At 52.2% G+C, this 23,505-nt stretch carries 22 protein-coding genes; 4 read left to right on the forward strand and 18 right to left on the reverse strand.

Annotated features, from left to right (window positions below; translation table 11 throughout):
- Nucleotides 1-204 precede the first annotated feature (204 nt).
- From AC3WT9_RS08400 to AC3WT9_RS08410, 3 genes are all read right to left on the reverse strand, one after another.
- The gene (locus AC3WT9_RS08400) at nt 205-972 is read right to left on the reverse strand and encodes a Ger(x)C family spore germination protein (RefSeq protein ID WP_341378325.1); all 768 of its coding nucleotides are present in this window, start codon (nt 970-972) and stop codon (nt 205-207) included.
- A 231-nt stretch (nt 973-1,203) separates the two neighbouring features.
- Complete coding sequence (gene dapF, locus AC3WT9_RS08405; RefSeq protein WP_341092431.1) at nt 1,204-2,040, reverse strand: diaminopimelate epimerase; 837 nt, start codon at nt 2,038-2,040, stop codon at nt 1,204-1,206.
- An 83-nt stretch (nt 2,041-2,123) separates the two neighbouring features.
- Nucleotides 2,124-4,940, reverse strand: coding sequence for a calcium-translocating P-type ATPase, SERCA-type (locus AC3WT9_RS08410; RefSeq protein WP_341092430.1), 2,817 nt, complete (start codon nt 4,938-4,940; stop codon nt 2,124-2,126).
- Between the two features lie 192 nt (nt 4,941-5,132).
- Between AC3WT9_RS08410 and AC3WT9_RS08415 the strand changes: the two genes are divergently transcribed.
- Entirely contained in the window at nt 5,133-7,046 is a 1,914-nt protein-coding gene (locus tag AC3WT9_RS08415) for an Rqc2 family fibronectin-binding protein (protein WP_341378323.1), read from the forward strand.
- A gap of 156 nt (nt 7,047-7,202) precedes the next feature.
- Here the strand turns inward: AC3WT9_RS08415 and AC3WT9_RS08420 are convergent, their stop codons facing one another.
- From AC3WT9_RS08420 to AC3WT9_RS08465, 10 genes are all read right to left on the reverse strand, one after another.
- Nucleotides 7,203-8,090 (reverse strand): PHP domain-containing protein, encoded by an 888-nt coding sequence (locus tag AC3WT9_RS08420; protein ID WP_341380363.1) that lies wholly within the window; start codon nt 8,088-8,090, stop codon nt 7,203-7,205.
- 22 nt (nt 8,091-8,112) lie between these two features.
- Nucleotides 8,113-8,682 carry a GNAT family N-acetyltransferase gene (locus tag AC3WT9_RS08425; RefSeq protein ID WP_341380362.1) on the reverse strand — a complete coding sequence of 190 codons (570 nt, stop codon included), beginning with the start codon at nt 8,680-8,682 and terminating at the stop codon, nt 8,113-8,115.
- Between the two features lie 86 nt (nt 8,683-8,768).
- Complete coding sequence (locus AC3WT9_RS08430) at nt 8,769-9,668, reverse strand: selenium metabolism-associated LysR family transcriptional regulator (RefSeq protein WP_341378322.1); 900 nt, start codon at nt 9,666-9,668, stop codon at nt 8,769-8,771.
- Nucleotides 9,669-9,785: 117 nt separating this feature from the next.
- Nucleotides 9,786-10,223, reverse strand: a complete 438-nt coding sequence (locus tag AC3WT9_RS08435; protein ID WP_341097647.1) for a hypothetical protein — start codon at nt 10,221-10,223, stop codon at nt 9,786-9,788.
- 373 nt (nt 10,224-10,596) lie between these two features.
- Nucleotides 10,597-10,860 carry a YlbG family protein gene (locus AC3WT9_RS08440; RefSeq protein WP_020432997.1) on the reverse strand — a complete coding sequence of 88 codons (264 nt, stop codon included), beginning with the start codon at nt 10,858-10,860 and terminating at the stop codon, nt 10,597-10,599.
- Between the two features lie 39 nt (nt 10,861-10,899).
- Entirely contained in the window at nt 10,900-11,340 is a 441-nt protein-coding gene (locus tag AC3WT9_RS08445; protein ID WP_038590509.1) for a YlbF/YmcA family competence regulator, read from the reverse strand.
- 46 nt (nt 11,341-11,386) lie between these two features.
- Nucleotides 11,387-13,375: a helicase-associated domain-containing protein gene (locus AC3WT9_RS08450; protein ID WP_341378321.1), complete on the reverse strand. Its 1,989-nt coding sequence runs from the start codon at nt 13,373-13,375 to the stop codon at nt 11,387-11,389.
- On the reverse strand, nt 13,372-15,075 hold the full coding sequence (locus AC3WT9_RS08455; RefSeq protein WP_341378320.1) for a DNA repair helicase XPB: 1,704 nt from the start codon (nt 15,073-15,075) through the stop codon (nt 13,372-13,374). Before AC3WT9_RS08455 ends, AC3WT9_RS08450 begins: the two co-directional genes overlap by 4 nt.
- 121 nt (nt 15,076-15,196) lie before the next feature.
- Nucleotides 15,197-15,628: a CBS domain-containing protein gene (locus AC3WT9_RS08460; RefSeq protein ID WP_341092420.1), complete on the reverse strand. Its 432-nt coding sequence runs from the start codon at nt 15,626-15,628 to the stop codon at nt 15,197-15,199.
- Between the two features lie 77 nt (nt 15,629-15,705).
- The gene (locus AC3WT9_RS08465) at nt 15,706-16,875 is read right to left on the reverse strand and encodes a M20 family metallopeptidase (RefSeq protein WP_341092418.1); all 1,170 of its coding nucleotides are present in this window, start codon (nt 16,873-16,875) and stop codon (nt 15,706-15,708) included.
- 239 nt (nt 16,876-17,114) lie between these two features.
- Here AC3WT9_RS08465 and AC3WT9_RS08470 point away from each other — a divergent pair, with 239 nt between their 5' ends.
- Nucleotides 17,115-17,462 (forward strand): YugN family protein, encoded by a 348-nt coding sequence (locus tag AC3WT9_RS08470; RefSeq protein WP_341092417.1) that lies wholly within the window; start codon nt 17,115-17,117, stop codon nt 17,460-17,462.
- A complete protein-coding gene (ftsW, locus tag AC3WT9_RS08475) occupies nt 17,459-18,703 on the forward strand; it encodes a putative lipid II flippase FtsW (RefSeq protein WP_341092416.1) in 1,245 nt (414 codons plus the stop codon). The genes AC3WT9_RS08470 and ftsW overlap by 4 nt, the downstream gene beginning before the upstream one ends.
- 130 nt (nt 18,704-18,833) lie before the next feature.
- Here the strand turns inward: ftsW and AC3WT9_RS08480 are convergent, their stop codons facing one another.
- Nucleotides 18,834-19,199: an Asp23/Gls24 family envelope stress response protein gene (locus tag AC3WT9_RS08480; protein ID WP_019911482.1), complete on the reverse strand. Its 366-nt coding sequence runs from the start codon at nt 19,197-19,199 to the stop codon at nt 18,834-18,836.
- Nucleotides 19,200-19,354: 155 nt separating this feature from the next.
- Between AC3WT9_RS08480 and cax the strand changes: the two genes are divergently transcribed.
- Nucleotides 19,355-20,425 (forward strand): calcium/proton exchanger, encoded by a 1,071-nt coding sequence (cax, locus tag AC3WT9_RS08485; protein WP_341092414.1) that lies wholly within the window; start codon nt 19,355-19,357, stop codon nt 20,423-20,425.
- Nucleotides 20,426-20,530: 105 nt separating this feature from the next.
- On the opposite strand, the gene AC3WT9_RS08490 is transcribed toward cax, so the two are convergent.
- The 4 genes from AC3WT9_RS08490 to AC3WT9_RS08505 all read right to left on the reverse strand — a co-directional run bounded on the left by AC3WT9_RS08490 (nt 20,531) and on the right by AC3WT9_RS08505 (nt 23,433).
- A complete protein-coding gene (locus tag AC3WT9_RS08490) occupies nt 20,531-20,833 on the reverse strand; it encodes an Fpa/YlaN family protein (RefSeq protein ID WP_038590492.1) in 303 nt (100 codons plus the stop codon).
- 148 nt (nt 20,834-20,981) lie between these two features.
- Complete coding sequence (locus tag AC3WT9_RS08495) at nt 20,982-21,227, reverse strand: HPr family phosphocarrier protein (protein ID WP_038590490.1); 246 nt, start codon at nt 21,225-21,227, stop codon at nt 20,982-20,984.
- Between the two features lie 104 nt (nt 21,228-21,331).
- Nucleotides 21,332-22,447: an aminopeptidase gene (locus AC3WT9_RS08500; RefSeq protein ID WP_038590487.1), complete on the reverse strand. Its 1,116-nt coding sequence runs from the start codon at nt 22,445-22,447 to the stop codon at nt 21,332-21,334.
- A 98-nt stretch (nt 22,448-22,545) separates the two neighbouring features.
- Entirely contained in the window at nt 22,546-23,433 is an 888-nt protein-coding gene (locus AC3WT9_RS08505) for a hypothetical protein (protein ID WP_341378319.1), read from the reverse strand.
- Nucleotides 23,434-23,505: the final 72 nt, after the last annotated feature.

The raw sequence follows: 23,505 nt of genomic DNA on the forward strand, positions 1-23,505 counted from the left end.
TGCTGCGCAAATACGCTGTAATCCTGTTATAATTTACACTTTCCTTGCTTTACTTGTATTTTAGCGACTGGCTGTTCGGTTATGGAATGGGCTACATCAGATATATCAGAACTACCTGCTCTATTCTGCCTCGGAGAAGCTGGCTGCGGCAATCATGCTGCTGTGTCTGCTGATTCCAGACCTAATCTATTGGGTTCGCGGCAGTCAGCCCGGGCGGGGGGCCGAGAAATTGCTCTTCAACGCCGTGATTATAATTAGGATGGCTGGGATAACCACTATAAACAGAGGATATACCATATACAGCAGCCTTCCCCCTTCATCCAGATGTTCGATAAAGCAGCGGGCGTCCAGGATGGAGGTGAACAGGATAATCAGCGCGCAAGGATAGATCATTTTCCTGTAAGGGATACCGAACAGCTCGGATATTTCAATCAAGGCAGCGGTAAAAAATTTAATTTTGTTATGCAAGAGTACGGTACCGAGCACAGTGTAGCCTTCCAGCCAGCCCTTCAGCTTATCATCCTTAAACGCTGCTATGCCGGACACCCTCAGAATAGCTTTCGGAGCAATTGTCTTCAGATTATCGTTGGAATCCGCTACATCTCTGTCGTTATATCCGAACTGTTTGGAGGTTGTCTCGAGCTTCTCTACCAGATCGTTGGCGGGAATTTTGCTGAACACGGTCATAGTTAACAAGAGGTCAATCGCCGGCTGGCCTCTGGAAATAAAGAATAGACTGGTGAGCCGTGTATCACTCTCCCGTTCCAGCACATCCAGCATATCCTTGATTCCTTCACGGGCAAACTCCTCCGAGATGACAAGCACCCGGACATGGGCAAGAGACAGGAAACGCGCGGTTTGCCGCGAAGCGTTGGCAAGCGCCTCGAACATCGTACGGCCGCTGCCGGTATATAAAGCAACCGGTGAAGTACTCCGGTTATTCTCTCCGGAGATTTCCTCCGAGACAATCACCTACTTAAGAATCAGAGGTGCGAGTTCAGAATCATGGCCTGTCGTAACCCTCATGTTGTCAGGCATTTCAGCCCTCGTCTGCTGCGGGAATTTGCTTGCCTCATCTGCCACAAGGGCAACCGCAGGATCGTTCTTATATTTGCAAAAAGGATGACCTGCAAGCGGGCAGCTTGAGGTCATCCTTTTGGAATGCACACCTTATTCAGTTTGGATACCGAAATCCCTGCAGGATTAAACTTCTACCGAGCCGGTATATACAACCTGGGCAGGACCGGTCATATAGACATGGTTGTCATTCTCATTCCACTCGATAAACAGATCGCCACCCTTCAGGCTGATCGTGGCCGAGCGGTCCGTATGGCCATTCAGTACCGAGGAGACCAGCGTTGCGCAGGCTCCGGTACCGCAGGCCAGTGTCGGTCCGGCGCCGCGTTCCCAGACACGCATATCGACATGGCTGCGGTTTAGCACTGTCGCGAATTCTACATTCACTTTTCTCGGGAAAAGCGGGTGCACCTCAAGCTTCGGCCCCCAGGTCGCAAGATCAAACGACACGGCGTCCTCCACATAGATTACACAGTGCGGATTGCCCATGGATACGGCCGTAAATTTGAATTCCGTTCCGTCTGCCTCAATGGGCTGGTCCAGCACAGGCTCGGCATCTATCGCCACCGGAATCTGCAGGCCCGATAATACAGGTTCTCCCATATCGACCGTAACCGTCTCCACCACGCCGTTCTTCACCTGCAGGGATACCTTTTGTTCACCGGCGCCGATGGTTTCAATCACAATCTGCTCCGAGCTGACGAGACCCTGCTCATATACATATTTGGAGACGCAGCGGATTGCATTTCCGCATTGCTCCGCTTCTGAGCCGTCCGAATTCATAATGCGCATCATATAGTCTCCGCGCTCTGACGGAAGAATGTAGACAAGACCGTCGGCTCCGATGCCGAAGAACCGGTTGCACAACGTAACTGCAAGCTCAGAAGCATTGCCCGGCAGTGCCTGCTCACCGAATACGATAATAAAGTCATTGCCAAGTCCGTGCATTTTTGTAAATTCCATTGAAAATCCCACTCCTAAAAGTTTGTTAGCATTCACTTCTTCCGAACAAGCATACCTTAAGGAGTGGGCTTAAGCTATTGACTTTATGCTGAAATTTTTGTACTTTTTATCATCGTCCGGCCTCCGCTGCGGCTGCGGTTCTTCTTGCCGCCCCACACGCTGCCCGCTCCCATCAGGAAGGTAGGGATACCGGCGGTGACCAGCACCAGGCACCATTCGCGGAAGCTAAGCGGTACGGTCTTAAATACCGGCTGCAGCAGCGGCAGATACATAACAGCCAGCATGAGCACAACGGATGACAACACGGCGAGCACCAGATATTTATTCTGGAAAGGATTGCGGTGGAACACTGAACGGGAACTGCGGCAGTCGAATACATGAATAAGCTGAGCCATAACCAGTGTGGCAAAAGCAACCGACTGTGCGCGGATGAGCTGCTGCGGGCTGCCTGGATCAATACGCAGCGTCAACCAGAAGGCGCCCAGGGTGCACAGACCGATCAGCAGGCCCCGGCTGATGATTTTCCAGCCCAGGCGGCGGGCAAAAATATTCTCCTTCGCTCCGCGCGGCTTGTGCTCCATCAGATCCTTCTCCGGCTGATCCACGCCCAGTGCCATCGCAGGCAGTCCGTCGGTGACCAGATTGACCCAGAGAATCTGGATTGGCACCAGCGGCAGCGGCAGCCCCAGCATCATAGCGAAGAACATGGTCAGGATCTCTCCGACATTGGAAGCCAGCAGGTAACGGATAAATTTGCGGATATTCTCGTAAATATTCCGCCCTTCTTCTATAGCTGCCACGATCGTTGAGAAATTATCATCTCCGAGAATAAGCGCTGATGCTTCTTTAGTAACATCGGTGCCGGTGATCCCCATGGAAATCCCGATGTCCGCCGCTTTAATTGCCGGAGCGTCATTCACACCATCTCCGGTCATAGCCACAACATGGCCCCGCCGCTGCAGAGATTTGACGATCCGCAGCTTATGCTCAGGGGAGACGCGGGCGTATACATATACAGAGTCTGACACCTTATCCAGCTCATCATCAGTCATCCGCGTTAGCTGGGAGCCGCTCAGAACGGTCCCACCCCGCTGCAGAATGCCAAGCTGGTGGGCAATGGCTTCGGCGGTAGTTCCGTGGTCACCAGTAATCATCACCGTCTTGATTCCTGCCCGCCGGGTAATGCTGATCGCGTCGCGTACTTCACGGCGCGGAGGATCGATCATTCCGGCCAGTCCGATAAATATCAGCTGGGATTCCGCTTCTTTTTCACTGTCTGCTGCTTCGCCTGATCGCAGCTCACGGTAAGCCATCCCTAGTACACGCAACGCTCCGGAAGCCATCTCCTCGTTCGCTTCCAGCACCTTCTGGCGCAAAGTCGGCGTACAAGGGACAACCCCGCCTTCCCACAGCATATAGGAGCAGTTGCTCAGCAGCACATCCGGCGCTCCCTTGGTGCAGATCATACGTCCGCCGGGATGCCCCACGATCACAGACATCAGCTTGCGCTCAGAATCGAAAGGAAACTCCTTCTCTCTGGCATACGTTACAGCAAGCGACTGGGCAGTAAGCCCCATCTTCGCGGATAAAGCGACTAATGCGCCTTCGGTAGGATCGCCCTTGAGCTCCCATACCGACTGGGTGTCTGCCGCCTTGTCCGTTTCACCCTTATCCTTTCCCTTGCGTTTCCCTCGGCTGTCACTGGACAGAGATTCAACAATTTCGGCATTGCTGCATAAAGCCCCGACCTGAAGCATGCGCCGCAGGCTTTGATCATGTTTGAGATCAACGGCCCGCCCCTTCTCCATCACTTGTCCGCTGGGAGCATAACCTTCGCCCGTCACGTCCAGACTGCGTCCTCCCGTCCACAGCCGCGTTACCGTCATCTTGTTCTGGGTCAGGGTGCCTGTCTTGTCAGAGCAGATTACGGAGGCGCATCCGAGAGTCTCCACCGAAGGGAGCTTGCGGACGATCGCTTTACGTTTAATCATCCGCTGCACACCAAGTGCGAGCGCGATGGTGACAATCGCCGGCAGACCTTCCGGAATGGCTGCAACTGCAAGACTGACGCCTGCCAGGAACATCGCTGTAGCGGGCTGACCGTGCAGAATGCCAGCAACGACTACGACAATGGTCAGACCGAGCGAAACGTAGATCAGAATCTTCCCAAGCTGCTCTAGACGGTGCTGCAGCGGCGTTTCCTGCGATTCAGTATTTTGGATCAGATCGGCAATTTTGCCCATCTCGGTATCCATCCCTGTACGGACTACAACCGCCTTACCTGTACCCCGTGTTACCATCGTCCCCATGAAGCCGATATTTTTCTGGTCCCCCAAGGGAATCTCCTCGGCATGAATCGGTTCCGCGTGCTTAGAGACGGGCAGCGATTCACCGGTCAGTGCAGATTCTTCGGCATAAAGTGCACTGCACTCCAGCCAGCGGATGTCAGCCGGAATCCGGTCGCCGCTTTCCAGCAGCACGATGTCGCCGGGCACCAGCATTTTTGCCGGTATAACTTCCTGCTTCCCGCCCCGCAGCACTTTGGCAGAAGGTGCCGAGAGCTGCTTGAGTGCCCGGAGTGAACGCTCGGCACGGAATTCCTGGACAAAACCCAGAACTCCGTTGAGTAAAATAATGGCGATGATCGTAATTGCATCCAGATATTCACCTAAAAGTCCGGATACTAGCGTCGCCCCCATCAGCACAAGCACCATAAAATCCTTAAACTGATTCAGCAGCAAGGTGATCGGAGAAACTGTCTTCCCCTCCGAAAGCTCGTTATACCCGCTCTCTTTGCGTCTTTCCTCCGCCTCCTCTCCGCTTAGGCCTACTCCAGGATGAATGTTCAGCATCCTCTGCAGTTCCTCCGCACCGAGCCGGTGCCAACTTTTTTGTTCCATGACTATTCTTTCCCCTCCCGGTCGTTTCTTGACTTCCGGCGGCGCACAGCTTTTCCACCTGTTCATGACAAAGTCTATTCATGGTCGTCCCAAAATATCACAGCTTCATAGCTTCTCCTTTTGCGCGAATGTGTTAAAGTATGGCATCATAGAGAAGAGAAATTTATTATTATGCGACAGGAGAACATTATCATGGCATTAGACGGCATCGTTACAAGAGCGATCGTGCATGAGCTTGGGCCTTTCATCGGTGCACGCGTCGGCAAAATATATCAACCAAACGCTCACGACCTTATCTTCATCCTGCGCGGCACAGGCGGCGGAGGCAAGCTGCTGCTGTCGGCCAATCCGACCTACCCGCGACTGCATCTGACGGACCGGAACACGGTTAATCCTGCAGAAGCACCGATGTTCTGCATGCTGATGCGCAAGCACTGCGAAGGCGGCACGATTGAGAGCATCACCCAGGTCGGCATGGAACGCATCATTCATATAAACATCAAGACACGGGATGAGCTGGGAGACGTTTCGGCCAAAAAAATTATTATTGAGCTCATGGGACGGCACAGCAATATCATTCTGACCGATCTCTCCACGGGCACGATTATCGACGGTATTCATCACGTTACCCCATCAATTAGCAGCTACCGGAATGTCATGCCCGGCATCGCCTACCTGGAGCCGCCGGAGCAGCACAAGCTGAATCCGCTGGAGATCGGCAAAGAGGATTTTGTTACTTTGTTCACCTCGGCAGAAGAAGCAGTACTGCTGGCAGGCACCCGGGAGGAAGAAGAGCCCGAGGAGATTATTGAGGGCGAGATTGCGGACCTGCTGCGGTCTCTGGAAGAGCCCAAAGCGGATGGTTCAGGCGGTCCATCGCCAGCAGCCGATCCAATCGGATGGATGGTGCATGCCTTCAGCGGCATGAGTCCGTTGATTGCCGGAGAAATTGTGCGGCAGCGCAGCGCCGGCGGTTCCAAAGCCGCAGAGCCCGGATGCGATCAGCAGGATGTTGGTTCTGACGACAGCAGCGGGAATCCGCTCCTGTTGTGGGAGGCCTTTAATCAGGTGCTGGCTCCGGTGCGGGAATTCCGGTTTTCACCGGTTATAGGAACGAATGCCAAAGGCAAACCCGTTTTCTCTGCAATTCCGCTGGCATTGCCGGATGAAAGCTTGAAGCACTACAGCTCGATCAGCGCTTGCATGGAAGACTATTACGGGGATAAAGCGGAGCGGGATACTGTAAAGCAGCGCGTCAGCGATCTGATACGCTTCCTGGGCAATGAGCGGAGCAAAAATATTAAAAAGCTCGCCAATCTCCAGAAAGACCTGGAAGAAGCGGAAGATGCTGACCGTTACCGGATTTGGGGCGAGCTGCTGTTTGCGTCACTGTTTGCCGTGTCCAAGGGCGACAAGGAAGCCCGGCTGGTGAACTATTACGATGAGAACCAGGCGGAGACGACCATTCCGCTTGATCCGCTGCTGACGCCTTCGGACAACGCACAGCGTTACTTCAAGAAATACAACAAATACAAGAACAGCCTTCGGGTCATCGGTGAGCAGCTGATCAAAACCCATGAAGAGATTGCTTACATGGAAACACTGCTGCAGCAGCTGGCCCACGCCTCCCTGAATGATATCGAGGAAATCCGCGATGAGCTTGTCAGTCAGGGTTACATGCGCGACCGCAGCAAAAAGGGCAAAAAGAAGAAGAAAACCACCCGTCCTACCTTACAGGTGTTTACCTCCTCCGAGGGCGTAGACATCTATGTCGGCAAAAACAACCTGCAGAACGAATATGTCACGAACCGGCTGGCTTCTGCCAATGACACTTGGCTGCACACGAAAGATATCCCCGGCTCGCATGTCGTGATCCGCAGCGAAGAATTCGGTGATGCTACCCTGGAGGAAGCGGCTCAGCTTGCCGCCTACTTCAGTCAGGCCAAGCAGTCGAGCAGCGTGCCAGTGGACTGCACCCTGATCCGGCATGTCCGCAAGCCAAGCGGTGCAAAGCCCGGCTTCGTCATTTACGATCACCAGAAGACACTGTTTGTCACACCGGATGAGGCGCGGATCAAAAGTCTGCCGAATGCTTTGAGAAGCTAGCTCCGGGCCCTTCTTAATTATTTCAAATATTTGGACATACCAAAGAACCTCCAAGCCTGACGAAGCATCGTCTCGGGCTTGGAGGTTCTTTAACTTTGTGGTCTTTCAAATCGTGATCCCTGTGGTTAATCGGATTAAGCAGGCGTACTTAACTCTCTATCCCTTCAGCCGCTCCAGCACATCGGCAGAGACCGTAACGCTCCCCAGATCACCGTGGAAGATTACACCCTGCCGCGCACCGTGAAAATCCGAGCCGCCGGTAACAACCAGGCCAAATTGTTGGGCCATCGCCAGATAACGCTCCTCATCGGCGGGAGTATGGTCGGAATGATAGGCCTCAATGCCCCGCAGAGAGCTTCGGGTCAGAATGCCGCGTACCAGCTCATCATCGCCGTAGATGCCGGGGTGAGCCAGTACTGGAGTGCCTCCGGCTTCAATAATCCACTCACAGGCCAGCTCAGGTGTAATCCGCGGGGGAGAGACATATGCCGCCGCACCAGTTGCCAAATATTTATCAAAGGCTTCGCGCATATCCGCTGCCGCGCCCAGCCGTACGAGTTCATCAGCGATATGGGGCCGCCCGATACTTTCATCAGGCTTCAATTCGCGGCCGATCCCTGCAATAACATTGTCCAGCGTAATATTGATGCCGAGTCCGCGCAGCTTGCCGATAATAGAGTCATTGCGCTTGGCACGGGTGTCCCTTTGTTCTGCAAGCCGCGAGAGAAACAGCTCCTGCTGTGTATCGATATAATATCCAAGCACATGAATCTCCTTACCTTCTGCACGGGTGCTGATTTCTACGCCGGGTACAACAGTAATCCCGTACTTCAGGCCCGCTGCCAGCGCTTCGGCAACGCCGCTTACCGTATCATGGTCGGTAATCGCTACTGCGGCCAGCCCTTTATGACGGGCAATCCGCACATTTTCCGCCGGTGGCTGCATCCCGTCCGAAGCCTGTGTATGGGTATGTAAATCACATCGGCCCTGTAATCCTGGTTTAGCACCATCTATAGGGTTGCTCGCTTCCACATCGTTCTCCATCATGCCACTCCTTGTCCCAAGTTTATAATGTACCTGCAGACTCCCATTCTTCACGAAGAATTCCCATCTTAATGGCATCATAATATTCGCCCCGCACAATCCGCGCTTTGCGGACACGGGCTTCCTCCACCATCCCGCATTTGGCCGCCAGCCCCATCATCCGGGCGTTGCCGGACCAGGTGCCTATGCCGAGACGGACTGTATCCAGCGAATTGAACAGATATTCCATCCACATACTGAAGGCTTCGGTACCGTATCCTCCAGACCAATAACGGGAGTCATAAATAGCAATTCCGATTTCAAACCAATTCGTGACTTCCGAAACCCAATATCTGCCCACGCTACCCTTAATCTCACCATCAATCTCGATAATCAAACGGTTCCGCGGTTTATCCGTACCCACAAGTGCCAGCATCCCGTTATATTTTTCTGCAAATTGTGCATAGCTTACTTGTTCCAGCGGTTCGTAGGGACCATCCCATTGCAGAAACTCGCGATCTTCTGCTTCATAATAGAAATTATAGATTTTACGGATATCCTCTTCCTTCAGGTCCCGCAAGACAACCTTCTCTCCGCGCAGCAAAATGGCCATCATCAGACTCCCCTATCCCACTATTTTCCGCATACCTCTCCTCATAAACTTCATACCATGGGATTCCGCAGTACCATCCTAATCGCCTACCGGTCGTTCGCGTGCTGGCGCAAAAAGGTCAGAAACGTAACCGCAGAGATCGGCAGCAGTGTTGATTTTAGATGAATCGCATAGAATTGTCTCTTAAAAGAAGTATCTGACAGATTCACAATCTTCAGCAGCCCCAGTGTCACCTCATGCTTAACCGAGGAGGCTGAGATTATAGTCAGACCCAGACCGGCCTCCACCGCTGATTTTACCGCGCCTGTGCTGCCCAGCTCCATCACGACTCGCATTGCGGCCGGATCCAGCCCCTTGGCTATCAGCTGTTCTTCCATCACCCGCCGTGTTCCAGAGCCCTGTTCGCGCAGCACAAACGGATACTCCAGCGCTTCCTCTAGTGTAACTTCCTCCCTGTCTGCAAGCGGATGCCCACTGGGGACAATCAGGTTAAGCTCATCGCCCATGACCGGTTCAATCTCCATATCGGGATGGGACACCGGCGCCTCAATCAGCCCGAAATTTAGCTGGTGTTTGTTAATTTCCTCCATGATCTGCGACGTATTCATCACTTTCATCATGATCGAAATATTCGGATACGCTTTGCCAAAAGGGCCCAGCAGACGCGGCAGTACATATTCTCCAATCGTCAGGCTTGCCCCGAGCTGCAGTCGCCCCTCCAGCATATGGGTAAAGGCCGACATTGCCTGATCCGTCTCCCGCATCAGTTGAATGCTGCGCAGCGCGAAGGGCATAAGCGTCCGGCCGGCCTCGGAGAGCACAATTTTTTTACTCGAACGGTCGAACAGCTTGGCTCCGAAATAGTCTTCCAATGCCTGTACCTGCATCGTTACCGCCGGCTGCGTCATATGCAGTGTCTGGGCTGCAGCAGAGAAGCTCCCCCGTTCAGATACCGTATAAAAAATATGAAGCTGATGAAAATTCATGCACTCAAAGCCCCTTCATAGATCATAAATTATTCTAAGTGGAAAGCATGTAAATTCATATATTTTAAAAAAGGCATGCAGCCACCCGCCGCATACCTTCTTTGTAATTGCTGTGCATTATTTGCGTTTGCGGCGCTTCTTCATCAGCTTCATGCGGCGTGAGTTGCGCATACGCGAATAATAAGCTTGCAGGTCACGCAGTTGGGGAGTCGCGGAGATCCGCCCCAGATAAGATACGATTACCATTACATACAGCGGATGCCCGGAGAGGCTCGTTACATCTTCCAGCTCCCTAAACTCGGCAATGACTAACGTATCCTCGTCAATCAAATACGCGTTATGCTCCTTTTGCTGGTAAGGTTTGATCCGGTTTTGCTTCAGACATTGCCACATCCATGCACTGAGTTGTCCGCTGTCACTGCTGTCCGGGTTAATCCGGTCCAGATAGCGGCTCTTGGCATGATTGGTAATCACAATATCAGTGACCCTGTAGTCATTCAGCATGATGTGGAAGGGTTCAAACGCCCCCCACCATTCCATCCCCTTGCCATGCATTATCATCACACTCCACCGAAAGGGTCTTGGCATGCTCTTATTGTTGTCAATCTTACCGCATTGACGCGGGTTGTTCAAGCACTCCCCTAATCAGTGAATGCGAAACACCAGTGTTAGTTGCCGGACCCGTTTGCGATTCTGTCTGCGTCATCCACAAGACTGCTGCCTTTGATCATTTTGCATTTTTTCTTGATCCGCTCCGCCTCACCCGAAATGGCTTCGATGGAATCTTAGTTCAACTGATATAGCCCACCAATAAAAAAACCTCTGCCTGCAACAGTAGGCAAAGGAATACGAGGAAAGCCAAAACAGGTGCATAAAAAAACAGGCGCCAGCGGCACCTGTCATCCTTCTAGAGTTTCAGCTTCAGGAATTACAATCCGTAATAACGGGACTTGTCCGGTCCATTACTAGTGTATTCCGTCTTCAACTCATTGCGGTAAGATCTTTCAATCTTGCGCACGTAGGAAAGTCTGCGGACATTCTTCATAACTTCCTCGGCACGTTCCGCATTCACATACATGACCGCATAATGCATCTTCCGCGATACATAATGCAGTGTTCCATATTTCTCCAGATTACGCGCCGCCTTTACGTCGCTAACCCATACGATATATCCTGTCCGTTCCGCAAACATTAGCTCATCCGCCTTTCTTTCTCTCCCTCTCAGAGGCGCTTATCCGCAGGAGCATTTGCCTCCGCTGCCGCATCCGCCACCCTTAGGATTCGGGTCATTGCTTGGAACCTTGATGCTCTCCGATACTGAGAACGCAATCGCTTCCGACATGGAATGAAGAATATCATCCAGCGTCTTCTCGGCCAGCTTGAAGCGGGCAACTTCCTCGAACTGTTCAAGTTCCTGCTCCACCCGAGATACCTCATCCTTAGCCGAATGATAGTTCGGGTGAAAATGTCCGAACCGCTGTGTCTCTTCGAACAGCTCCTTCTTGTTCTGCAGCTGTTTGACCATGGCCTGGATTTCCGGGTTACAATCTACCCGGCCTTTCCAGTATAAGTAATCCGACACTTCGGCCGATTGGTTAATCATGTCGCCTAATTCATAGGCGTATGTCAGCACTTCGGCCATATCGACCGTATTCAACTCCGCTACGCTCATGAACTTCAACTCTTTTCTACGTTAATGTTCTACCGTAAACAGTAGACTACCTTATCATAACATAACCACTTGCTCCAGCAGAAGAAGAATTTCTCAGCTCTGGAGGAATCAGCAGCTTCATTTCCTCCCAATCTCCCGGGTCCAGTTCCATTTCCGCATCACGAATCTGTGAATTGGAATCCAGCAGGCATCCGGAGACTCTCCAGGGATGTCCGCTGATCCGCCCGGGAATAAAGTCGCAAACTTCATCTCTTATGGAAAGCCGGACTTTAATCCCCCACTTCAGCGCCTGCTCCATCACCTTTTGGGCCGTGGAGCCATGATACTTCCGCCATTCCTTGATCCACATTTGCGGAACGTTTTCTTCACCTGTCCAATTGCTTTCATCCACTTCAGCTGAGGACAGCGGTAAGGGCTGATAAATAGCTTCTCCGCCAAGGATTCCCCGCTTGGGGTCCGGAGCCGGGAGAACGAAGTCCGCCACTGGCAGGCCGGGATCGCCTAGATCAAATAGTTTTTGCTTCACGCTGCCTTCCCTGCCGCCGATGATCCGCGGCGGGGCTATTCCGGCTGCCGCAAGCTCCTTGCGCACCTGCTCCACCTGATCTCCCTGCACGATAAAATGAAGCGGGCCTACACGGGTGAGGCTGCCGCCAAGCCGGGGATGAGCAGCAATATCCGCTCCATCTGCCTCACTGTTGCAGGACAACAGAATCACCTCGGAGAATGCCGTTCGGCCAATCCCCTTTGACCACTGTCTTAAAGATAGGTCCACCTGTTCCGGCAATCCCCCTTGTGCATGGGCAGCCAGCCAGGAAATCGCCGTCTCTGGCGGCAGTCCCTGTTCAGCAGCATGCTCCAGCCTTTCCCGGGTCAGCCTGAAGCTCCACAGATCATCACTATGCAGCAGCTCCGCGCAACCGCCAAGCGTCCAGCGGATAGTGTATGGCACTTCCGGCGGCACCAGTACCTCGAAATCCGGCTGAACAATAAACGACTGAAGGGAGGAATCTTGTAATATCTGCTTCTCCACAGGCGCTGGAGCATTCAGGTCTTCCACTGTCCCGCAGCCGGGAGCTGGTCTATCCGCAGTGAACCGATTCATGCAGCCGTCTCCTGCCTCCCCGCCTGGATCGGGCGAAGGCTTGGAGTCCGTCCAGCGGAAGCACCAGTCCCCGTAATCACTATACCCCAGCTCGCACCAGCCAAACCCGGCCAGAAAGCTAAACCAGGCCAGACAGGAGGCTTCGACTCCTGTTTCAGGATAATCTGCCGCAAGATTTAACTTATGCAACCTGTCCAGAATATCCGGCAGGGAGAACCATTGGCCAGGCGCGAACTCTCCAGCGGAAATACAGTATCGAAAATGCTGCCTGACTGGCTCCTGCAAGCCGTAGCGGTTCAAGATCAGGTTATACAAAATATCGTTCATCTGCAGCTCATTGAGCGCAAACCATTGATCCAGCCTTTCCATCTCCAGCATATAAGCCTCACTCTGCCGGCTGATCAGTCCAAGCATGAGCATAAGATCAACCATAACCATGGCTGTCAGAGGCTGGGGCTCAGCATAAGCATCTCCGGGAATCAGACCCCGTAAATGCTCTTCGCGCAAAGAGAGAAGTGCTGCCAGACGGCTGATATTCTTCTTGTGGATCACACCTTTGGCAGTCAGAGGCAATCCTTCACGCGCTGTGAACAGCAACGCACGAAACAGCTCACCCGGCAATCCGCTGCCTGCGGCAAGCTTGAGCATTACCTTGTCGCCTGCCACTGGCAACGGCCTCATGGAGAAGAAATGCTGGTGGATAGCTGCGAGCTGCCGCACGGGAATTTGATACAGCTTCTCCCCCCATATTTTCTGCCGCAGCTCCAGCACTCCAGCCTGACGAAGCTCCTTCAGTGCAAGCTGCTGCTCGGCGCGGCACAGGGTGGCAGGACGTAAACTGTCTGCCTTCTCTGCCGCAAAGGGCTGGGCCGCATGGACCGCGCATATCATTTTCAGCACTTCCTGCGCTTCGGGCGATAACCCGATCATAAAACCGCCTCCTCTTGCGTGTCCACGCCTCTGACGGCGTAATCGTAGCCTTGCTCGGTCAGAAACAGCCGCCGCCGCAGAGCAAAATCCTGTTCTCTGCTGTCCTCCGAGACAAGTGTATAGAAATACGCTTTATTCTCACCCGGCTTCGGGCGCAGAATCCGGCCCAACCGCTGGGCTTCCTCCTGCCGTGAACCAAAGGCTCCCGAAACCTCGATCGCCACCGAGGCATCTGGAAGATTCACGGCAAAATTGGCCACCTTGGAGACCACCAGCACCCGCAGCTGGCCTTCATTGAAGGCAGCATACAATCGGCTTCTTTCCCGCTGGGGCGTTTTCCCCGTGATCAAGGGCGCCTGCAGGCTTTCGGCCAGCAGCTCCAGCTGATCCAGGTATTGGCCGATGACCAGTACAGCAGCACCGGTATGGGACTTAATGATCTTAGCGGCAGCCGCTGCCTTGGCCGGATTCCCGGCAGCAAGCCGAAACTGTTCTTTTCCGCCAGCATAGATATACCTGCTCCTTAAGCCGGAGTCCATGGGTATCAACATCTCTACGCAGTCCACAGCGGCGATCCAGCCCTCTTTCTCCAGCGACTTCCAGGGCAGATCATAACATTTCGGCCCGATGAGGGAGAATACATCCCCTTCCCGTCCGTCTTCTCTGACAAGCGTGGCGGTAAGCCCCAGACGGCGGGTCGCCTGTATATCCGCCGTAGCCCGGAATACAGGTGCCGGAAGTAAATGGACCTCGTCATAAATGATTAGTCCCCAGTTCCGTTCATTAAACAGATTCATATGCAGAAACGGTCCGTCTTTGGCCCGGCGATGCGTCAGTATTTGGTAAGTTGCCACAGTGATTGGACGTACTTCTCTTTTCTCACCGGTATACTCCCCTACGGCATTTTCATCCAGATCCGTCCACCGCAGAAGTTCATCACGCCATTGTCCTACGGAGGTAGAGCTTGAAGTCAGAATCAGCGTCTCGCATTGCAGATCTTCCAACACAGCAAGACCTACAACCGTCTTGCCCGCCCCGCATGGCAGAACGACAACACCGCTGCATCCGCTACCCCCAATCCCCCGAAACGTACGGACAGCTTCCTGCTGATAATCGCGAAGTCCGAATGAGACTCCCGGTTCCAGCTCCAGCGCCTCCACTCCCCGCCAGGACAGACTCAAAGTCTGCCCTTCACGATAACCGGCATAATCAAGCACAGGATAGCCCAGCCTGGTCAGTTCCTGTTTCAGCATCCCGCGCTGTTCAACGGGACAGACGCTTTCCTGGAGGAGGTGCCTCCGCAGACCCAACGCCTGTAAGGAACTGTGCCCTTCCAATTCATCCAACAGTCCGGGTTGATTGGCACGTAAAATAATATAGCGGGGATCCCCCATATGAGCATACAGCCCCAAGCTGCCGTACCGGGACATCAGCTCACCAATCTCCTGCTCCAGTCCGGCAGGAAGCCCCCAGCGGGAGAGGTTTTTCAGGCTCGAAATAATGTTCTCCGCTGTATGACCGGAAGCGGCGGCATTCCAGAGCGACAATGGTGTAATCCGGTAGGTATGGTAGGCGGCAGGGCTTTTGACAAGCTCCGCATAATCCACCAGTGCAATTCTTGCCGCCTCAAACCCGGGATGAGCGCAATCCAGCAGAATTGTCCGATCTTTCCGGGTGATGCAGGACCCTGTTCCATTCATCGAATCCCCTCCTGTGCTTATGTCGTATTCAACCCTGAGCTGGAGTATGTATCCCGCCCGCAGGATAGCGGAAAAAGCCCATCTCCGCACCAGCGGACATGAGCTTCCCTTGTATTACTATTCAGTGCAGCTGCCGCTGCGAGATTTCGCTGAGCGCTTCTCCCGCTTCGTCCGCGAAGATACGCTTTACCGCCAAATCGCCAAGCGATACGATGCCGATCAGCTTCTTCCCCTGGACCACCGGCAGGCGGCGGATTTGTGCTGAAGCCATTAGTTCAGCCGCCTCATCCACAGATGCAGATTCGGAAACAGTGATGACCTCTTTGCTCATCACCGTTTCCACGGAGGTTGACCCTGAATGCTTGTCCGCATAACCTCTAAGCACAAGATCCCGGTCTGTAATTACGCCAATTAATGTTTCTCCATCATTAGAATCAACGACAGGAACAAATCCGGTGTCATAGTCTCTCATCTTAACGGCAACCTCATATAGATTATCGAGCAGTGTAACCGTAGCAGTGCGCGTGGTCATTACCTCTTTGACTGTCTTCATTAAACCTTCCTCCTGTCATATCGCTATGTTATACGGGAGTAGGTTTCCCAAATGTATTCAAATTATACGGCAAAAGATTATTCATTCAGACAAGAATCAGCCATCGCCACCAGCAGCTTGGCTCCATGCAGCATGGCCTCTTCGTCAAAATCGAATTTGCTGTGGTGATGCGGATAAACCGCCCCTTTATCCGGATTGCCAGCACCCACAAAGATGAAACAGCCGGGAATCTCTTTGACATAATACGAGAAATCCTCCGCCGGCATAAGCTTCTCCATATGGACAACCTCTGCGGAATCACCTAGTGCCTTAGGAGCCACGCGGAAAAAACGGTTGAATTCCGCTTCATGATTGACAAGCGGCGGGTACCCCATGAGGTAGTCAAGCTTGGATTCCGCACCATATGCTGCAGCTATAGAGGCTGTAAGCTCTTCAATTCTCCGCCGGATTAAGTACCGCGTCTCCTCATCAAACGCGCGCACCGTTCCGGTTATCCGGCAGCGTTCCGCGATGATATTCTGGGCAGAACCTCCCTGAATCGTTCCTACGCTGACAACAGCGGGACAGAGCGGATCAACGGAACGGCTGACAATGCTTTGCAGTGCAGTGACAAGCGCTGCACCAGCCACAATGCTGTCGATGGTGCGATGGGGCATGCCGCCGTGTCCGCCTCTGCCGGTAATATCAATAAAAAACTCATCCGCAGAAGCCATTAGCGGTCCGGGCGCACTGCCGATGGTGCCCAGTGGAAGCGGAGTCCATAGATGCAGACCATAGATAGCATCTGCCCCCTCCAGCACGCCTTCGGCAATCATGCCCTGCGCTCCGCCGGGGCAAATCTCTTCCGCCGGCTGGAACAGAAACCGCAGTTCTCCTGTGATCTCTTCACGGCGGTTGCTGTAATACGAAGCAGCGGCGAGTAGCATGGCTGTATGCCCGTCGTGGCCGCAGGCATGCATGACCCCTTTATTCTGTGAGGCATACTCGCTGCCGTTCTCCTCCGTGATATTCAGGGCGTCCATATCCGCGCGCAGAACCACAGTTTTGCCTGGCCGTGTTCCCTTAAGGATTCCTGTCAGTCCATAACCGGCTCCGCTTCTTCTTACCTCAATTCCGAATTCAGCCAATCTGGCCGCTACATAAGCTGACGTCTCCTTCTCCTGGTACGACAATTCCGGATGACGGTGCAGATGGCGGCGCCATTCCACCATTTCCGGCAGCAGCTGTTCAATTGCTAACCTGTCCATATTCACTCCATTCCCTTCTCCCGATAACCCGCTCCGGCCAAGACAGCAAGCGCTTCGCATCTTCATATCCCAGCCGCAAAGAGCTATATTTCTTTTATTGTAGCAGAAACGCAAAAAAGTGGGTATCTCCAGGCCCCGCCTGCCCTTGCGCAACCTTGGGAAACATACTATCATGAGGTAGACGTCTATAATTGCGATCAGAAATAATCATTATACTTCATAAAGGGGATATGTGCGCTATGATATTTGAGAACACGGGCCTCGTAGGATTGAAAAGCGATCTTCTCTATCTGGACGAAAGCGCGGCTAAGGCCGGGTTCATCCGCTGGCAATGGGAATACTATCGCGCCACTTACGACTGTAAGATCGAAGATCAGCAGAACGGCGGAGAATACTTCCTGCGGATCAATACGCGCGCTGTCGAAGGAAAGCTGGAAAAGCCGGAGACCATACTTACCATTGAAGCCGTTTACTTGGGTAAAGCAACCTTTCCCCATGGCCTGGAGTATACTTCCCCTGTGCCGCAGCCTGTACTGGACACTGCCGCCAAGCGGATACATGAACTGAAAGAGCTGTTGGAAGCTTGAGTAGCGTAAAGGGAAAGACAACCAAAAAAGTCAGCCTGCCCAAAAGAGGAACACCCGACTTCCAACTGCTTATTCTCACTTTGCTCCTTGTCGGCTTTGGACTGGTTATGGTTTTCAGCGCCAGCTCCAGTCTCACCCTGGCCAGTCATAAATTCGGCAATGATTCGTTGTATTTTGTAAAAAAACAAGTTGTCTTTGTCGTACTGGGAACCATCGTCATGTTTACGGTCATGAATATCCATTACAGCAAATTCAAAAAGTGGTACGTGCCCATCTTCATCCTTACCTTGATTCTGCTGCTTGTAGTGGCTTTTACGGAGCGTATCAACGGTGCAAAAAGCTGGCTGAGCATCGGGAAGCTGGGCATCCAGCCTACCGAGCTGGCCAAACTCTCAATTATCCTTTATTTATCTGCACTTATTTCCAAAAAAGGCGAGCGGCTGAGGGATTTGCGCACCGGTTATATTCCGGTGATGGTCATTGTGGGAATTGTGGCCGGTCTGATTATGATGCAGCCGGATCTAGGCTCCTGTCTTATTCTGATAGCTACCAGCGGGCTTGTCATTTATGCCGGGGGGGCCAGTATGAAGCATATTCTCGGTTCAATCGCCTTGCTAGTGCTGGGGGTTGGACTTGTAATGGGGGCAAAGACAGCGATTGATTCCTTGTCCCCGCCTACAAGTGAGAACATGGCCGCCAATGATTACAGAAAAGACCGGATTTCAGCCTTCCTGGATCCCTCTCAAGATGCTTCAGACAGCGGCTATAATATCATGCAGTCTTTGATTGCCCTCGGAGAAGGCGGAACTACAGGCTCCGGATTTGGACAAAGCGTGCAGAAACTTCATTACCTGCCATATCCGTATACTGACTTTATATTTGCGATAATCGGGGAGGAGCTTGGGTTTGTTGGAACCTCGATCTTTCTCCTGCTGTATCTGTACTTTATCTGGCGAGGCATTCTGATTGCACTCAGGTGCACCGATCCCTTCGGCACACTCGTCGGCATCGGAGTCATGGGGCTGATTGCCATCCAGGCCTTTGTCAACATCGGCGGGGTGACGAAGACGATTCCGTTGACGGGGGTAACCCTGCCTTTCATCAGCTATGGAGGTTCCTCTCTGCTTGTTTCCATGCTGTGCATGGGAATCATGCTCAGCATTTCGAGAGAAACCAACCGTCCCGCCAAGGAGGAGGTCACGAAATCTGTAACCACCGTCAGAGGTATCCGGGCCCGCTAAGGGTACATAGAAGGATAATTTATAGAGTGAAGCATATAAATTATTATACAAAAAGGCAGTCCGGAGAGAACCTCCCGGACTGCCTTTTTGTCATGCCCCGCGACTCACTTGGAGAGACGGGAATAACCGCTTACGAAATTTCGTCATTCTTAAAGGCTACGCCTTCTACTTTGACATTAACCTCAACAATATGAAGCCCTGTCATGCTCTCCACTGCTTCGCGCACATTCTGCTGAAGCATCCGGCATACCTCGTGGATCGGAGTTTCATAGAGAACAATAATACGCAAATCAACGGCTGCTTCAAGCTGTCCCACTTCAACGGTAACACCCTTTTGCACGTTTTTACCGCTCAGACGCTTAGCCCAGCCTTCTGACAAGCCGCCTGACATGGCCGCAATTCCCGGAGTCTCCAAGGCAGCCAAGCCGGCAATTTTCGAGACGACATCATTTGATATCCGTATGTTTCCCATTTCCAATTGAAGTTGTTCCGCCATGCCATATCCCCCCTACACTCATTATCAATTATTGTAATTCGAAAACAGGCTAAAAAGCAAATGACATTCTATCATGCCCGTTTACACACTGGATCAATTTGGTTATATTGAATTATGAATTCAACCTACATATACAAGACTGGAGTGTGCCACACTTGAAAAAATGGATTTCACCTTCGCTAATGGTCATTACTTTCCTACTTAGCGCAATTGGTCACTATGCAGATTGGGACCACACCCTTCAGTTCGTGGTATCTGCCATCGCCGTTATTTTTGTGGCAGGTTTCCTGGGCCGGGCCACAGAAAGCGTAGCCCATTACGCCGGTCAGCGGCTTGGAGGTTTTCTTAACGCAACCTTCGGCAATGCGGCCGAACTGATCATCGCCTTCTTCCTGGTCAAGGAAGGGCTGTATGACATGGTTAAAGCCTCTCTCACCGGTTCGATCATCGGTAATCTGCTGCTCGTTCTCGGGCTCAGCATCTTTGCCGGCGGCATGAAATTCAAGGTTCAGAATTTCAATGTCACATTGGCCGGGCTGAACGGTTCCTTGATGATCGTGGCCGTCATTGCCTTGTTTGTTCCCGCCATGTTCTTCAACACCCACTCCATCACGGAGAAGGACACCGATGTGCTAAGTCTTGTTGTCGCTGGGCTGCTTATCGCTGCTTATATCGCCTGGCTGGTCTTCTCCATGATAACACACAAGAAATACTTGGAGGATGTCACTGTGGACGGCGACGAAGAGCTGCCGAACGAGCACGCGCCCATCTGGTCGAAGAACAAATCCATTCTCTATCTTGTACTGGCTACAGTGATGGTCGCTTTCGTCAGTGAATGGCTGGTGGGTACACTGGAGACCTTAACCGAACGTTTCGGGTTCAGTGAGCTGTTCGTTGGTGCATTCCTTGTGGCGATTATCGGTAACGCCGCGGAGCACAGTGCCGCGATCATGCTGGCGATGAAGAACAAGATCGGCGCCGCCGTGGAGATCGCCGTCGGCAGCAGCCTGCAGATTGCCTTGTTCGTAGCCCCCGTTCTGATCTTTGCCAGCTACTTTATGGGCGATACGATGGATATTGTGTTCACCATCATCGAGATCGTCGCCATCGCCGTCTCTGTGTTTATTGCTAAATCGATCATACAGGACGGTGCGACCAACTGGTACGAAGGACTTCTGCTGCTCGTTGTTTATATGATTCTAGGTGTCTCTTTCTACCTGGTATAAGGTTGACCCCCGCCGGAAGCTGCTACACTTCATACAAAACAAAAAACGCACATGAGCGGCCCGGCGGTCCTCATGTGCGTTTTTATAAATGGTTAGAGACTTGGCTTACAGCTCGCGCTCTTCCGCCTTCTTATTCAGAGCTTCGTACAACACGGCCAAATTGCGTTCCAGCTCGCTCAGCACAAGCTTGCCCGTTTGCTCAGGCACCAGTCCCGCTCTGACCGCAAAATCGACCTCTTTGGAGAAGCCGTACATCTGGGTATCCAGCACTTCCTCATAGAGAGGGCAGTAACGAGTCGCCAGATTCTCCATCTGCACTTCGATGAGCTTCTGAATTTTATCGGCATCTTCTTGTAGAAGAGTGATCGCTTTAAGATTAAGCTGTTCCTGCAAATCCGATGAAGTCATGCATTTTCCCCCCCATGTCCAAAAGTTACAGCTGCAAATGCTATTTAGTTTAATATTAGTCGAAATCCGAACCCAATACAAGAATTCAGTTTTTAATATATATAAAAACGCCCCACCGCAAGGGCAGGACGTCTTCGGAAATAGTAGATTACTCCGCAACAACTGTAAAATTCAAACCGTGTTTGGCAAAAACTTCACTCATTGCTTTTTTCGCTTCTTCGGCATCTGTGCCATGAACATGAAGCTCGTAGCTTTGGCTGGAGACCAGAGTAGTGAACAACCCAAGAATACTCTTAACATCAATATACTTGTTGTCCGCTTGAAGAACGATAGAAGAGTTGAACTGGCTTGCCGTTTGGGCAATATCCACGATTGCCGCATTGTTACTGGACATAGGAATCCCTCCGCAACTTGATTATGGAACAAAGTCTTTTCTAATCAATTCCATGATACATTGAATCCGCTTACTCGCGCAAGGTGTTTTCTTTTTATTACATCTTATTTCAGGTTTTCCGGGTTCAGACCTTGAAGTTCCGGAATAACGAAGATACCATCCTTGCGGATCAGCACATCATCAAAATAGATTTCTCCGCCGCCGTATTCCGGACGCTGAATCAGCACCAGATCCCAGTGAATGGACGAGCGGTTGCCATTATCAGTCACATCATAAGCCTGGCCCGGGGTGAAATGCAAGCTGCCGGCGATTTTTTCATCGAACAAAATATCCTTCATCGGATGGAGAATGTAGGGGTTGAAGCCAATGGCAAATTCACCGATATGGCGTGCGCCGTCGTCGGAATCCAGAATTTCGTTCAAGCGAACCGTATCATTGCTGGACGCTTCGACAATTTTGCCGTTCTCGAATTTGAATTTTACATTTTCAAAAGTCACACCGTTATAAAGTGTCGCAGCGTTGTAGCTGATCGTGCCGTTGACGGAATCACGAACTGGAGCGCTGTAAACCTCGCCGTCGGGGATGTTTTTTTGGCCGGAGCATTTCTCTGCACCGATGCCCTTAATGGAGAACGTGAGCTCTGTTCCAGGTCCCGCGATACGCACCTTATCGGTTGCACGCATCAGCTCAGCAAGCGCATCCTGCGCTTTGTCCATTTTGGCATAATCCAGGTTGCACACCTCGAAGTAGAAGTCTTCAAATGCTTCCGTAGTCGTATTCGCCAGTTGGGCCATGCTCGCATTAGGATAGCGCAGAACTACCCATTTGGTGTGCTTCACGCGTTGTTCACTATGTACCGGGTGGGAATATAGGGAATTGTACAGCTTCATATTCTCTTCCGGCACATCAGCCAGATCATTGACATTCTCTCCTGCACGGATACCGATATAACAATCCATTTGCTTCATCCGGTTCAGATCAATCTCGGCCCAGGTCTGCAGACTCTCACGGGTAGCATATTGAAGCATGCTGCGCAGAACAGTCCGGTCCGTCAGCTGCACGAATGCGTTGCCACCGGCTTTGCCGACTTCCTCCACAACAGCTTTAATTAGATCTCTTTCGCTGCCGATCATTTCAACGAGCACGTTCTCGCCCGGCTGCACATTTACGGAATACCCTACAAGGTTTGCCGCAAGCTTCTGAATTCTTGGATCCTTCATTCTTCTCTCTTCCTTCCTCATCACTAAAAATAAGCATACTATTCTATTGTAGCACGCCAGCTTAAGAGCGCAAGATCTCATGGTCAGTCAGCTCTGCTTCACCGGTAACCATAAAAATCAACTTTGGTGATGTAGGTTTCTTCGGCGTCACTTCCTGCAGCAGATGGATAGTTTACCTTCCGGGTCCAGGTCAGCCGCTTGGGCAGATTGCGCTTCACATCCACCTTCAGATAATACACCGATGAAATTTCGGCTTGCTTGAGCCTCTGCCGCAGCTCCTCGTCCTTCTGCTCCCATAATGCCATCATTGCCTCATTGACCTGTTTGGGCTTGCCTGCGGCCTCCTGTGGCTTGCTGTCACCGGACGGACGGATCAGCAGCATCTCTCTCTCCAGTTCGGCAGACAGCTGTTTCCTTGCCTCTCCTGGTGTCAGCTCGATCCGAAGTTCTTTGGTCCCTCTGGCGGCTCCTGCCCGCTTCGTTACCTTTTTCTCATTGCCCTCCAGTTCTTCCAGCTGAAGCAGCGGATTGAGCGCAGGAAGCGGATTACCGGCATTCGCTGCTGGAGTACCGGTCAGCATTGTCCATTCCCCATCTTTTTTCTCCAATTGCGTGTAGTATGCCTCGGGAGTTTGTCTCTGTTCAATCTTTTTCAGACCAGCTTTAGCCGCTGACTTGGTCTTCCCATTCTCATCCGGCAGCAAAGTATACAGACTTACCTTGTTGTGATCTGCAACCTTTCCACCATAATAGAGCGCTGATTGCTCAACCGGCTTCCCTCCCAGCAGTAATGCAGCAGCACCTTCAAAGGATACTCCGTCCGTACCATCCATCCCGGCCAGAACGAGACTCAGCTCCTGGTCAGCAGGCTTATCCGAAATGGCCCCACAGCCGCTGCATAGCAGGCAATATAAAGATAGAACTACAAGGATCGTCTCGCGCCGCCATAAAGGTAATTTCATCGTGTTCAAGCCTTTCCCGGTCAAATGTAGTTGCTCCTACAAATTCACCCGGAGGCGGAGCCGAGGCCAAATAGAAGTACCCGGGTGAACAATTAA

Source organism: Paenibacillus sp. EB106-06-01-XG199 (genome assembly GCF_058791575.1).